The organism is Methanosarcina sp. (assembly GCF_028693135.1).
GTDB lineage: Archaea > Halobacteriota > Methanosarcinia > Methanosarcinales > Methanosarcinaceae > Methanosarcina.
In genome coordinates, this window is sequence record NZ_JAQUVZ010000039.1 from 20,178 (window position 1) to 34,553 (window position 14,376).

9 protein-coding genes are annotated in these 14,376 nt (G+C 34.4%); 4 read left to right on the forward strand and 5 right to left on the reverse strand.

The window, feature by feature from the left end; genetic code table 11:
• Positions 1-39: 39 nt before the first annotated feature.
• Positions 40-645 (reverse strand): flavodoxin family protein, encoded by a 606-nt coding sequence (locus PHF18_RS14060; RefSeq protein ID WP_300103972.1) that lies wholly within the window; start codon positions 643-645, stop codon positions 40-42.
• Positions 646-954: 309 nt separating this feature from the next.
• Here PHF18_RS14060 and PHF18_RS14065 point away from each other — a divergent pair, with 309 nt between their 5' ends.
• The 3 genes from PHF18_RS14065 to PHF18_RS14075 all read left to right on the forward strand — a co-directional run bounded on the left by PHF18_RS14065 (position 955) and on the right by PHF18_RS14075 (position 7,804).
• Positions 955-1,806 carry a tetratricopeptide repeat protein gene (locus PHF18_RS14065; protein WP_300103973.1) on the forward strand — a complete coding sequence of 284 codons (852 nt, stop codon included), beginning with the start codon at positions 955-957 and terminating at the stop codon, positions 1,804-1,806.
• Positions 1,807-2,539: 733 nt separating this feature from the next.
• On the forward strand, positions 2,540-3,358 hold the full coding sequence (locus PHF18_RS14070; protein ID WP_300103974.1) for a hypothetical protein: 819 nt from the start codon (positions 2,540-2,542) through the stop codon (positions 3,356-3,358).
• Positions 3,359-3,913: 555 nt separating this feature from the next.
• Complete coding sequence (locus PHF18_RS14075; protein WP_300103976.1) at positions 3,914-7,804, forward strand: hypothetical protein; 3,891 nt, start codon at positions 3,914-3,916, stop codon at positions 7,802-7,804.
• A gap of 613 nt (positions 7,805-8,417) precedes the next feature.
• Here the strand turns inward: PHF18_RS14075 and PHF18_RS14080 are convergent.
• Positions 8,418-9,080: a hypothetical protein gene (locus PHF18_RS14080; protein ID WP_300103978.1), complete on the reverse strand. Its 663-nt coding sequence runs from the start codon at positions 9,078-9,080 to the stop codon at positions 8,418-8,420.
• Positions 9,081-9,709: 629 nt separating this feature from the next.
• Positions 9,710-10,369, reverse strand: coding sequence for a hypothetical protein (locus PHF18_RS14085; protein ID WP_300103979.1), 660 nt, complete (start codon positions 10,367-10,369; stop codon positions 9,710-9,712).
• A 208-nt stretch (positions 10,370-10,577) separates the two neighbouring features.
• Between PHF18_RS14085 and PHF18_RS14090 the strand changes: the two genes are divergently transcribed.
• Positions 10,578-11,420 carry a zinc-ribbon domain-containing protein gene (locus PHF18_RS14090; RefSeq protein WP_300103980.1) on the forward strand — a complete coding sequence of 281 codons (843 nt, stop codon included), beginning with the start codon at positions 10,578-10,580 and terminating at the stop codon, positions 11,418-11,420.
• Positions 11,421-12,143: 723 nt separating this feature from the next.
• Here the strand turns inward: PHF18_RS14090 and PHF18_RS14095 are convergent.
• Positions 12,144-12,404, reverse strand: coding sequence for a hypothetical protein (locus PHF18_RS14095; protein ID WP_300103981.1), 261 nt, complete (start codon positions 12,402-12,404; stop codon positions 12,144-12,146).
• 642 nt (positions 12,405-13,046) lie between these two features.
• Entirely contained in the window at positions 13,047-14,147 is a 1,101-nt protein-coding gene (locus tag PHF18_RS14100) for a hypothetical protein (RefSeq protein WP_300103982.1), read from the reverse strand.
• Positions 14,148-14,376 lie beyond the last annotated feature (229 nt).

The following is a 14,376-nucleotide window of genomic DNA, read 5'->3' on the forward strand; positions in this document are numbered from 1 at the left end:
AAAACTCAAAAATAAATATTTTTCCGGGAAATTTACCACTCAATTGGCCTGGAGAAGAGCCTCTGCCAGCTTTTTCCCGCTTTCAAAAGCCTTTTCGAGCAAAGCTTCATTCTTTGACACCGCCCCCTTTGCAAAGCACCCGGTAGCAAGGAATTTATCCAGCACATCATAACCCAGGGCCTCAAGAGGCATACCGAGGGCTTCGAGCGTAAAGCCCATTTCTTCAAGTTTTTCCTGTTCGCAGACTGTAAAAACAAGGGCCTTTCGTCCCTGGTCTCCAAGTTTGCTCGAGTAAGGTCCCGGACGTTCGTCAGTGAAATTGTAGTAAGGGTAGAGCCGGTCGATGAAGGCTTTCATCGGGGCGGTTACGTTGTAGTTGTAGGTGGGAGAGCCAAGGATAAGGCCTTTTGCGGCTTCGATCTCGGGGTAAAGGAGTTCCATTCCGTCGTGGAACCTGGTACAGGTCCCGGCTTTCCTGCACGCTTCGCAGCCGATGCAGGACTCTATCGAATATTCCCTTAACAGGACTTTTTTCGTTTCAGCTCCTGCCGATTCCGCTCCTTTCAAAAAGCTATCAAGCAGGATGTCGGTATTCCCTCCTTTCCGGGGGCTTCCGCTTACTCCTAATATTTTTACGGCATTCATCGTGTAAACCTCATATTATGTCAGGGCTGGCGGGTTAAATAGGTTCCATAAAGAAGTCCCATTCTGTTGTAGAATCGGAGTAATAGAAGTTCAAGTCAGGATTAATGAACCTTATTAAATCTCAGAACATTATTTATTATAAAACTCCAGATATATATCTGAACAATTATCAGGTTTAAAAAAACTAATTTTGAAACATAAACTAATTTTGAAACATAAACTAATTTTGAAGACGAATTCCGGATAATGCAGGTTCAGTTACGAATTCCAATTCCGGAGATTCTAACACATGTGGATATGAGGCAAAAAATGGCAAAAATGGGAAAAATGGCAAACACACTTAGAGACCTTGACAGATCCGCCGAGGAGAACTACGGCAAAGCCAGGGTCTTTTTCAAGATGGGCAAATATGAAGAGGCTCTTGCTACCTGTGGGAAAGCTACGGATGCCTGGAAAAAAATGGCAGACCTGCTTTTTGAAAAGGGAAAGGAGGACAGCGGAAAAGAGTTACTTGAAAAAGTTCTGGAGGTTCGGTCCTGCCGTGGAATGTCTCTTTTCAAGCTCGGAAGATATGGAGAAGCTCTCGAGATTGTTGACGTTATTCTGAAAGTTAAACAAGACAGCCCGATCGAATGGTCTAACAGGGGTTTTGTGCTCTCTGCGCTCGGCAGGAATGAAGAAGCGCTTGAAGCCTTTGAAAAAGCGCTTTCTCTTGATCCCGCATCTCCCAAAATCCTGACCAGCAAAGGAGTTGTTTATTTCAGGATGGGACTCCCGGAAAAAGCCATGGAAACCTTCGACAAAGCCCTGGCAGCCGAACCCAAACAGGCTTCTGATTGGGCATGCAAACTTCCAAGGTTCAGTTTCTTTTCCCGAAACAAGGCCCCCATCATGAGGCCTGACAATGCTGAGACCTGGCACTGGAAAGGCAATTTGTTTATGGAACTTGGGGAAAGAGAAAAAGCCCTGGACGCCTACAAACATGCCCTCGAAAGCGATCCTGACCACCTGAATTCCCTCTTCCGGGGCGGTGGACTCCTCTGCGAAATCGGGGACTATAAAGAAGCTTACAAGTGCTATGCTCGGACCCTTAAGTTAAGCCCTGGAAACGAAGCTGCAAAACAGGGAAAAGAGTTATGCGAGGCAAAGATCAACGAATGAGATATAGAACAGCCAGAACAGCTTTAAATCGAATTATCCAGTATTCTCTTCTGCACCGCGCAAGGCTGTAGCCAGCCGCCGGCAATAAAAAAGATAACGCATGAACCGGCACTCCTACTGGGTGAGATCAAATACTATCAAACCACGCCCTGGGCTAAGAAATATTTCCCTTGAATCCGGGACCCACTTTTCAATCCACAGGTAATAGGACGCCTCCGCCAGCTTGCCTGGCGGCCCGTTAAAAAAAGAAAGAATTGAAGAGAAAAAAGAAGTGAACGGAAGGAAGAAAGAAGAGACTTGAAAATAAGGAAAAAAGAAGAGACTTAAAAAATATTATTTTTCATATCGAGCAATTCTGTTTTTTTCATTCTTACGATTTTTCAGGATAATTCGCCGACCGGATTTTTCTGCCTCTTTTATTTTGACTTATCTTCTTTTTTAACTTCATCGGAATGGCCGCTCTTCGAGCGTGACAAGAACGACCCGGTATAGCTAATAATGTTGCACTTGTGAACTATTTGTAATTCAGTCCTCTTGAGCGAATCTCGCTGCTAAAATCCATCCAGTAGTCCTCTTGAACGAACGAAGCGAGTGAAAAGGACCGCAAGCTCCCGAATCGCAACTCGGGAGGTAAAGCTTATAGTTGCAGAGGCTGTTCAGATACAAAGGTTAAAAAGAATCTAAGTCCTAAAAAAGAATCTAAGTCCTAAATTTTGTGTTCCAGGGGTTAAAAATGGAAAATATACTTCTCACTATTATGAAATTGAGCCTGTTTGAAACCCTCTGCGTTACAGGCTCTCTGATCCTTATTGGCATCATCCTGGGTTTTATTGAGAATAGATCCAACTTCTATATCCAGAGTGTTTTTGGCATGAAAGGAATTATGATTACAGCCTGGATAGGCACCCCAATCCACGAACTTGGCCACCTGCTGATGTGCTATCTTTTCAAGCACAAGGTAAATGAATTCAAGCTCTTTCGCCTGAGACCCAGGGACGGAGTTCTCGGGTACGTCAACCATAGCTGGAACCAGAAAAGCCTCTACCAGAATATAGGGAACTTTTTCATAGGCATGGGTCCCATCTTCAGTGGAACCTTCTCCCTGATCCTCGGGATGTACCTGTTCCTGCCTGATTCATTTGCTACTTTTGCAAACTATCTGACCCTTGGCTCCGGCCAGCTCGACTCCCGGACGTTATCGAGTATTTTCGTGCTGACAGCCCAGCTTTTTAAAAGCATTTTTTCAGCAGAAAACCTGGTTTCCCCCGGTTTCTGGATCTATTTTGCCCTTGCAATAGGAATTTCTTCCCACATAGCCCTGAGCAAAGAAGACCTTAAAGGAGCAGGAAGAGGCCTGATTACAATATTCACTTTCATTTTACTGGTAAATGTGATTGCCCTTATTCTCAATGCCGATTTTTCCAGCTTTTTTACCGGAATTCTTGCCTTAAATGTTTACCTTCTGGCGTTTTCAATGGTTTCGGTTGTGTTTTCTTCAATCAGGCTGGTTTTAAGTGCTTTTGTTTATGCGCTTGTGTCCAGTATCATGTGATTTGCAGCAATTTTTTCTCTAATAGTCAGGCGTAAAATTCTGGTTCATGCATCTTTGGTTAAGTGAGGAATCATGATAAATTGTATCCAGTTCCACAACAGTTTTCCAAAATTGTATCAGTAGAGGGGGTGGAGCAAGGTATCGATTTGAGTAAATTGGGCAAAATTTGAGGCAGACTTCTGGTACAAAATCGATAGCCTTCAGGCAAGATAATTCCTTAACCGATGACCAATGAAGGTAACTCAAAAAAACGCAACGCTGTTTTGTGAAGATTTCTCACAACTGTTTCTTTTCTAAAATTGTCTTAACTAAAAAGAGTTTCTATTTTATAAAATTCCTTAAATAAGGGTCAAAAAAAGTAACACCGTTTTGTAAATACTTGCATAATGTCTTTTAGGGAGTCACCATAACCAAAAATAAGTTAACTCTTGTTATAAAAGTGGAGTATTGCATCCACTCAGCCAAAATTTTGTAGATTTATAGATAAGTTTTTAGTTAGGTATAAAAATTTATATTAACGGAAATTAACTTGATAAGGTAAACCTTGGAGTACCTATGGATGCTGCATCTTCATCATTTCTTACTGGAGTGTTTTTAAAAGTTGTAAGTAGTATCATCTATTCAACTATGAAAAATAGTAAAAATAAAATTTTAAATTATTTGTTTAGTCCATCCAGTATTGAAAAACTCATATATGACAAAGTTGATTTTAAAACTGTTATTGAGAAAAATATAGAAATCGAGGATTTTCAAACAATTGTAAACTTGGAATTATTAAGTAAATTCCTTAAAAGTAAAGAAGTTAGAGATATAATTCATCAAGTATATGATAATAATTCAGTTATCAACGAAGATGAAAGTTTATCTGAATTAAAACGCAGTTTTTCTCTTTTGTTTGTAAAATCTCAAGAGACTCAAGAAAATGAAGATTTGTTTATCTTAGGTTCACAAATCTTTAATGCTTTAATCGAAGCATGTAACAAAGCTTTTTCTGACTCTATCATTTGTGATGAGAGCTTATCATCACATGAAGCAGCATCTATCTATCGAGAAAAAGTTCTACGTGACGATCATTTAATGTTGCACCAGGAACATGGCTACCTTTATAAAAAAATGGACCAACTGTGTGAAAATATAGAGCCAATAAGTAACTTAAGTAAAGAATTGCTTGGGAGCGAATATCAAACTCAAATGAATACAATTAAAGAGTTTTTAGATGAACATAATCCAACAAAGGCTTTAGAATCTCTAAATAAATTGAAAAATAAAGTTTGGGATGATTCATCTCCTAAAGTTAAGTATAATCTTTTAAGACTAGAAGCATCAGCTAACCTTCAACTTGATGAGTATAAAAATGCGGGAAAGTGCTTGTTACAAGCACGTCAATTTAATTCAGATGATGAAAAAGCAAAGGTTAACGCTGCATTTGGATTTCTTATACTGGGAGATAAATGCAATTCAGATAAATTGGCTCTTGATGTAGTTAAGACAAACCCCGCTAATGCTCGTGCATATTCAATTCTTATAAAAACTGGATATTATGATAATCTTGAACAAATTCCTTGTTACTTAAGGGATAATCAAGATGTTGCTTTAGCTCTTGGTTATTTTTATTACAAAAAAGAAGAACTTGATGAAGCGAAAAAATGGTTGGAAATAGCCATTGAAAACGAGACTGAGAACATTATAGAAGCTAGGCCATTTCTAGCTTCAGTATTACTTGAGAGAGTTTTATCTGATCCTAAAACTATTCGGGGAATTCAGTTAAACACAACTCATACAAAGGAAATAGAAAGATCTATTGAGCTGTTTACTGTTTCATGGAATTCAATCAATGATCAAAATCTACGAATCCTTAATTTACATTGGTTAATAAATAGAGGAATTGAAAAGCGTCTTTTGGGAGATATTGAAGGATCAAAAGATGACATAAATTCTGCTTTTAATTTAGATCCTTCCAATTCACAACTCCTTAAGTTCAAAGCTTTGATCGAGTTTGAGAGCGGTGAATTCAAAAAAGTAATTGATTTGCTTAAAGACAATGTTTACAATGAAAAAGAAATCGGAAATCTTATACTATATTTTGAATCGTTAAAAAAGCTGGGTAAGTTTACAGATGTTATTAATGAAATAAATGATTTTTTAAAACATAACCCGCAATTTGATTCCAGGGACCACTTGGAAAGACTTCTTATTTACAATCATCTCGATTTAGATAATTTTGATGAAGCAAGAAAATTGGCAGAATTGCGAATGCAAGAAGGGCAAGAAAGTATCCAAAAAGTAATAGATCTTTCACGTGTAGAGCGAAGAGCAGGAAATCAAGAGAAGAGTATTTCCATTCTCAATAAGGCAAAAATTAATATTTCTGGTTCTGAAAAATATGAAGAATTATTGGATCTTGCCGATGAGTTCCTTAAAATTAAGCAATTTGAAGATGCATGTGCAATTTATGAGATTTTTGTGAATGCGACTCAGATTACTGAATTAACCCATAAAATAGTAGAAGCCTATTATTTATCAGGTAACTTAGAAAAATCTTTGGGAATATGTAAAAATTTGAGAAGTAAGTTTGGACCTATAATCCATATCACTAATATTGAAATAGCTATATATAATGAAATTAATTGGCTGGAAGAAGAAAAAAAGGTTCTAATCGAGTATATTGAACATTTTCCACAAGATATTGGAATGAAAATTAATTTAGCAATCTTAAACCAAAAATGTAATAATTATGATGAAGTAGATACATTTCTTAAAACATCATTTAATGTCAATTCTATTCCTGTCGAACAAAGTCTTAATTTAGCTATTTTGTTTAATGAAAGAGGTCTATTCCAGAAGTCAATTGAGCTATTATATGAGTTAAGAAGAAATAATTTCGATAATGAAAAGGTGCATTTGCAATATATTAATTTAATGTTATATGAGAATAATAATAAGGAATGGCTCCATCCAGAAAAGGTTGATCTAAACTCAGTTGTAGTAATTGAAGAAAGAAACGGAAGGGAACAAAAATACATAATTGAGAATAGAGAAGATACAGACTCACAAAAAGGAGAACTAAATATAAAAAGTGCCTTTTATAAAAAAATCGCAGGTAAATCTGTAGGTGACAAAATCTCCGTAGGTCACTTTGTTTCTGAAGAAGTTACCATAAAAGAGATAAAAAGCAAATATGTGTATGTATTTCAAGAAAGCTTTGAACAGTTTAATTATCTCTTTCCAAATACTCCAGCTTTATCCAAAATCTACACTGTTGACAAAGATCAAAAAGAATTTTCCCCAGAAGTGTTTATGAAAAAAATTAAGGAAAGTTTTCTTTTAAATGCACAACATAAAGAAAAGGCCATAAAATATTACCTTGAAAAAAGATTCGCTATTTGGGATGTTGCTAGTATTTGCGGCAGGGATATTTATGAACTTTGGTCCAGTTTTATAAAAGATCCTAATCTGGGGATTTATTGTTTTACAGGGAATCGTGTAGAACAGAACGAATCATTAAGCTATCTTAAAAGGAACTTGAGACTAATTATCGATCCTATATCTGTTTTGACTCTGATCAGCTTGAACGTCGGAGATATAATATTAAATCACTGTGGGAAGTTTGGGGTTGCCCAATCAACAATTGACCTATTTCAACATATAAAGCTTAAGCAGAGTGGTATGTCTTCAAGAGATCATATGTCTATAATATATAAAGATGGAGATATCTTCTTTCAACAAATCACAGCAGACGCAATGCAAGAGTATATTGAACAAATTCAAAATATCTTGGATTGGATTGATACAAATTGTGAAGTTATGCCTTGTAAAAAGGCACTTTCTATTAAAAGAGAGAAAAAGAAAGAATATGATAATTTATTTGGTCGAGCATTTATAGATACGATTCTTATAGCAAGCGAAGAAGGTAATTTATTGTATTCAGATGAGCAGATAATTCGAAATCTAGCTAAACAGGATTTTAACACATATGGAATCTGGACACAAAGTTTGTTATTTTATTGCCTAAATGAGAATCTGATTCAAAAAGATCAATTTAATGAAAAAACAATTGAATTAGTGAATCTACATTACTATCATACGGTTATTGATTCAAATGTCCTTTTGGAAGCTGCAAAAAAATCCGGTTGGAAAATGGATTACCCATTTATAAGTGTGCTAAATATACTTGGAAGCAAATACTGTGACGAAAACTCTGCTTTAAATGTAAGTTCTCAGTTCATTTATTTAATTTGCAAGGAAAGGATTCCCATTGAAGACTTCTACATTTTATTCTTTAGCTTATTAAATACATTAGTTGAAGGAAGATGGCCTCCTTCGGTTTTAAACAATTTAAAAATTAAAATTGTAAAACCATTTGACCTATTTTCGTCAGATGTTGTTGTAGAGATCTTGAAACTGATTGAGACATGGGATATAATTTATTACGGATGTTGTAACTAATTAGGGTCCTTAAAAATTTGTCCGCTTTTTAAGGATTAATAAGCCTTATTTCCTAAATTAGATATTTTTAAATTGTCCCCCATAGCAAAATACAGGTTTAAAATAATCAATTTTGCATTTAAAGAGATTAATATTCTCAATTTGATTTTTAAGAGCTTATTATTCCTTTTCTAATGTTAAACTTGGTATAATGGAAAAATGTAATCAGATGTCACAATTCCAAATAAATATAGTTTGTCAAAAAATAAAGCTTTTCTGGCACTCAGTTATCTATTTCAAAGCTTAATTTTATCCATTATATTAAAATTTGGATTTTTAAAGTGTATTTTTGGTTGGTAAACTCTAATTATATGTATATAGCCTGAAATAAGCATTCTGAGGTCTTAATTTACACACGGATTTTGAAGGACCCTAAAATAATTTAAAAATTAAGAATCAATAAATTGAAAGAGGTTTTGTAACTATTCAACCTACCCCTACATCTGGTTTTCTGTAAGTAACTAGTGTCTAGGAAATTTAGTTCTGAGTCCTCAGAATTAAGAAAGGGACTACGGATAAGGTATTGTCTAAATATTAACGCCCAGTAATTAATTTGCCACGACACTAGCTTATCTTATTGAGGATATATTTTATACCATGAAAACGTATCTTGGAAACTATTATAATTACTTGTACTAAAGATAATTTTAAAGGTTTGATATCGTTCAGGAAGAACGCTTGAATGATATTCACCGCCAGCATATTCCTTATGTGTAGCCGTATTTCCATATATATCGTAACCTTTTTCGGCACAAAGTGATTCAATATCGTTAATTGTAGTATTTTCGGATTGCAAATTCTCCGCTTCAATGTTATTAAAAACGGTTGAGTTCATTTGCAGACCAACTTTCATAAACAATTTTTTGCTTTCTTTAGATTGTAAGTTTATGGGAAAACTCAACGGATTTCCAGAGGAATCAAAACCTCCCATATCCATGTAAGTATAAACTAATATGTTGCTTGAAATATCACTTATACTGTAATCAATTATATTGACAGGTTTTTCCCCCTCGTTAACAATTATACATTCAAAATAAACTGGGATAATAGCTGATTGTTCTTGATAAAAGAAAACTGGAATTACTTTGGAAGGATAATCAGTGGTGTATCGAGAAGTTAAAATGTTAATATTCTCAATCTTTTTTTCTTCATTCTCATTAATCTCGTAAATTGCTACAGATGCTGATATTATTAAAGCAAGCACTGATAGAACTATAGTAATATCATCTTTTTTCATAAAATACTCCCATTTGACCGATTATTTATCTACTCTTGTCACCAAAACAATATTGGTGGCACTAATGTTCGTGAAAATTCCTACGGAATATCTATCAACCTTTAATCGTCAATTCATGACGTAGCTTCTTGTCGCACCATCTTACTTTCGACAGGTCGACATTAAAAATCAGAACATTTTTCACGATGCCGTTTTAGAACATTAGATAACTATTTATTAGATTTAAAGCTGGTTAACGTGTGATTCAACTCTCACGACCTATATAAGCACTGAACAATTTTTCATTAAAGTTTAGTGTGAAAGATTAATAATTGGTCATATGTAAACCTAACAACTACACACAATTATGGAGCATCATTTCAAAATCGTCATCATCAAAAATGATCAAAAATTAAATGTCGACCTGCCGAAGGTAAGGTATATTAGTCAAAAACAGAATAAAAAGTTTAGCCTTTTAACTTACTTTTCTGAACTTCAATTTATCAAATAGAATAATTTATTATTAAGATTTTCAATTTCAAATTTAATATCTTCATTAAGAGATTGTATCTTATCAACTATTTCTTCTTAAAGGTGCTACCAGTTAAAAACAGAATAAAAGTTTAGCTTTTTAAACTTACTTCTGAATTTTAGTTTATTAAATCAATTAATTTATCATTAATTATTTTTATTTCAGATTCAAGTTCTTTCTTAAAAGAAGTTATTTCATCAAATAATCTTTCATCTCTTTCATTCACGGATTCAACATAATCATCACTTTCAAAAACGAGGGAAACGTACCCCAGATATCCTTCAATCTTTTGGAATTTTTCTCTGATAGGCACGCTTGATAAATATTTGTATTTATAAAGTTCTTCTATATTATCATTTTTCAAAGCCTTTAAAATATATTGAACACAAAAAAAGTCATAATTATGTCTCTCATTATTATAATTAGGATTTCTTTCAGACATTAAATTCTTAAATGTAAGATACCCCTCTTTTTCCGCCTTTTCCATTTTACGTAACAAAGGATAATAAAAATATTCAAGTTTTCTTTGTATAAACTCTATTTCACGTTTTTTCTTTCCATCCTCTAAAATGTCTTTTGTGATAATAGTATATTTTACAGTGACACACACAAGAATCCCATTAAACCCTATATATACAAAATCATTGATTGGAACCCCCTTGACTCCTAAAATGACCATAATAACAAATATACACAAAGTCATTAAAGAAAAAAGATCATATTTTCTGTTTTTTGATTTTGATAGGTTTTGAATTTTATTAGTTATCGGTTTTAACATCTAACTCACCAATCACAGTATCAATTCAAAGAACCGGTGTCGAATAACTCAAAGTGATTTCCAAATTCTTTGCTTTTTTGCTATTATATAGTTTATAATTATTCTTTAAGTCAATTATTTTTTTAGAACATGCATAGCAATTTTTTCAAAAAATTGAACAGATTTATAAGATATAACTAACATCTTATTAATAATAGTGAGGGAGATTATGGAAGTAAAACAGTGTTGGAATTGTGGTGCTGAAATAGATGATAATGAAATTTTCTGCCCAAAATGTGAAGCAAGGCAAGGAAAATCATTTATTGGCTACCTGTTGCAATATGTAAGTTATGGAACCATACTACTAATTATTTTAATTATAGGATATAACTATTTATTCATTCCACTAACAACAGGATCATTTGAAAATACTAATCCTACAGTAGCTGTTAATGTAAATAATGCAGACACAGTTGAAAATAAACCCGTTGTACCTCAGTTGACACAAGAACAAAAGAATATCCAAATATGTGAGCAAATTGCAAAAGAATATTATGAAAACCACAAATATATGATGAATACATATGATTGTGATAACATGGCTCAAGATGTCTGGAATATTCTTCAATCAAAAGGAATTCCGGCACAAATAGTAACTGGAAATCTTGAATTGAATGAACAAAATGAACAATACAGTATTGAAAAAGCTAACCATGCTTGGGTAATTGCTTATCCTAGTAATGATGGTGGTATTGCTCTAGAATGTACTGGTGGATATACATCAACTGATAAAAAATATTTTTCTGGATTTTTCTTTGATAATCCTCAAGAATTGAGAGATTATTATTCATTACTTGATACTTATAATACTAAATTAAATGAATATCAAGCTTCAATTGACTATTATAATAAATTAATTAAACAATATAATAAGCAAGATGGAATTACTCAGCAATATATGGCTTCAGGATTACTTGTAGCAAAAAATGATGTTGAAGTAAAAGAAAAAGAATTTGATAAAGTAAACTACAGATTGGAAGAAGCGAATGAAAATTTAAAACCTTATAAATAATTTAATACATTAAATAGTATGAACACATTCATTACTATAACTCAAAAATTGTGGGGAATAGTAATGAAATGTAAAATATTTTATCCAAGCCCTTGCCATATTCTTCAAATAGCTCTTGTTCTATTATTTCTTGAACATCTTGATCAGAACCAGACATATATCATCTAAGGAAATTGTCTACTCAATTAAACCTTACTATAAATTCCTTTAGATTTATTTTCTTTAACTGCTTAACTCAAACCTAACCCTTTTGCTGCCTTTCCTTAAGTCTTTTTTACTATTTTACCTGTAAAATTTACATTTTACATTTTACAGTAAAAATATACATATTTTTACTTTTGACTTGAAACTAATGCTTCCCACTTATTCACTTGTTCCATAACATGAGCATTAAGAATAAATGGCTCATCACTCTTGGCATTCTGCTTCATATAATGCAATGTCCTTTTAGAAAACCCTGATTTCTTCCAATCAACGTAAGTTTGTATGCGTACCCTGCACGCTAAGGGCTGTCCACTACTGCTCAAAAAGAGGAATTGAAATCTTTCCGATTATGCAATTCAAAAGGAATGTTTTTTCCAGGGAAGCAGGGTGATATCTGATAAACAGATTTTGTTTATTAATAGAAATGCATTTTTTAAAACTCTGTTGGAAAAATTTCCTTTACTTGAGAAACTTGGATAAGCTTTTTCAATATATGTTAGGTTTATAATCTCATTTAGCTTATTTCAACCCTGGAGATTTTAGGGTAACTCGGAATTCCCAATTTAATTTATTTTTATTTACAGGTAAGAAATTACATCTGACCATCGCTTCTTTAAACTGCTTATTTGTGATAAAGAAACCATCTGGTGCTTGTTCAAAAAGAATTTTAAGTGCATAACTAGTGTAATTTTTATTTGGTGTTTTTTGTGGGAGTATATTTAACATTATCCAATTATCCACGGTTTTTTTTTCAATGTCGGTTACTTCGTAATCACTCATTTTACTCACTCCTATCTGTCATAATTTGTCAATAAAGTACCACTGAGCTATGCCTTGATTTCCTTTACTTGTGACCCATACATTTGTTAAAAGACCTGAACTAATTCCTAAAATGATACACCAATAAAAACAATAAGATCTCCATCTGAAACATCTATTTGAGACACACTTACACCAAACGTGCTTTTAGTTTTTCTTCATGAAATAGGTTTAGGTTTCTTGCCGGCATGTACACTTTTGTATATTTTAATTCTCTTCCTTTATTATGGGGTTCAGGTCGTTGAGTTAACACAGAGATCACAGATAAAGCCAACCCAGGAGTACATAGGTACGAGCCAATTATAGCCTGATGGTGACAAGAACCGAGGGAGAGTGGGGTGAATTTGATTTTCAACCAGGTTGATAACATCCAGATTAACAAGAAACCTGAATAGCTTCTGGAGGTCATAAGCTAAGCTGGTTTATCGCATTTCCCAGAAAGTTATTCAGAAAAAGAGAGTTATGATCGTAACCGGAAAGAAAAATCATAATAAGATAAGATAAATTAAAAATTAAGAAGGAAAGGTGACAGGACTCTGGAATAATTGAAAATCAGTCCTGTCAACTGCTTATAGCTGTCAACTGCTTATAATATTCTTACATCTAATTTTTCTTCAATTTTTTCTCGGAGTCCCCTACAGTTATTGAATAGCTAAAACCGTTGGCATTTTCCGGCAGAATTGTAAGTTCCCAGGTCCCGATCGCTCCGGATACTTTATAGGTTTCTGCATTCACACCGTTACTCTCATAGTTTGAATCATCTTCTATTGACCAGACTGGGAAATTGTACCACTGAGAGTATACATAACCGCTTTGAGTTTTTTCTACAAGGTTCATATTTACAGGGTTTGAATTGAATTTCAGGTTCACTTTAAGACGCGCTTCTTCCTTTTTCGGGGAAACACGCACCGATGAACCAGAGTTATAACCATCAGCCGAAACAGTAATCGTTATCGGGTCTGCGGTTGTAGTGGTAAAGGTTTTTACATAAGGAACTGAAGGCTGTTTGCTAACAGTAAATTCCAGGTTAATTTGCGGGACTGAACCGTCATTTTCTTCCCCATCAGCGTTCATTTCTATTAAACCGCTGTAAGTTCCGCTCGCATCCTCTGGAACAGGGACCCGGATGGTCATCTTTGTGATTTCCCCGGTTTTTATAACTGAAGGTGCAGAGATCTCTATTACATCATCACTGAAAGCAGGTTCAATATACGGAAAATAATAACAGCCGTTATTCGTTACTTCCGGATCGATAGTGACATCTTTGCCTGCCACGTTTTTGATTTTTATCTCGTATACATATTCTTCTCCAGGTTCAATGGAATCAGAAATGTAACTTGTCTGAAGTTCAATTTTCGGACGAACAGGCACTGAGATCCCAAGGCACATTACATTGACATACTGGGGGGCAGTATTTTCTTGAATATATCCAGGACCTTCGTACTCGTAACTATAAACATCGTCCGTAAAGACTATCAGGCCTTCATATTCCCCACTTTCCGCATCCTCTGGAACATTTACTTCAACCTTAAAGTCCTGCTCCATACCCGGCTCTACATCTACGTTTGCCGGGGATATTGTAATCCAGTCTTCGTCAATTACATAGAAGCTGTCAGGCGCAGCCATAGTTTTCGGGGCTACATTAATAGTTTCACTGCCTTCGTTCCTGAAACGGACATCAAAAGTTTCACTGTCTCCCTGCATGACACATACATAATTATAAGTAGGATTTATAGAGTGCTCGGTGTAATTCCCGTAATCTGTTACCAGTTCAGAGGTCGTAGAACTTTCGCAGGTTATATTTTCAGCTAGTGTCGAGTCAACAGCGAAATGTCGTGAAGAATATATTGTATACTGTTCATAATGAATCCAAGAGGATCAATCATGAATAGATACACTGTGACACTTACCGAAGATGAACGTGAAGCCCTTT

Coding starts and splice junctions, on each gene's coding strand:
- PHF18_RS14060 (WP_300103972.1), bottom strand. CDS start 645: ATGAATGCCGTAAAAATATTAGGAGTAAGCGGAAGCCCCCGGAAAGGA.
- PHF18_RS14065 (WP_300103973.1), top strand. CDS start 955: ATGGCAAAAATGGGAAAAATGGCAAACACACTTAGAGACCTTGACAGA.
- PHF18_RS14070 (WP_300103974.1), top strand. CDS start 2,540: ATGGAAAATATACTTCTCACTATTATGAAATTGAGCCTGTTTGAAACC.
- PHF18_RS14075 (WP_300103976.1), top strand. CDS start 3,914: ATGGATGCTGCATCTTCATCATTTCTTACTGGAGTGTTTTTAAAAGTT.
- PHF18_RS14080 (WP_300103978.1), bottom strand. CDS start 9,080: ATGAAAAAAGATGATATTACTATAGTTCTATCAGTGCTTGCTTTAATA.
- PHF18_RS14085 (WP_300103979.1), bottom strand. CDS start 10,369: ATGTTAAAACCGATAACTAATAAAATTCAAAACCTATCAAAATCAAAA.
- PHF18_RS14090 (WP_300103980.1), top strand. CDS start 10,578: ATGGAAGTAAAACAGTGTTGGAATTGTGGTGCTGAAATAGATGATAAT.
- PHF18_RS14095 (WP_300103981.1), bottom strand. CDS start 12,404: ATGAGTGATTACGAAGTAACCGACATTGAAAAAAAAACCGTGGATAAT.
- PHF18_RS14100 (WP_300103982.1), bottom strand. CDS start 14,147: ATGCAGGGAGACAGTGAAACTTTTGATGTCCGTTTCAGGAACGAAGGC.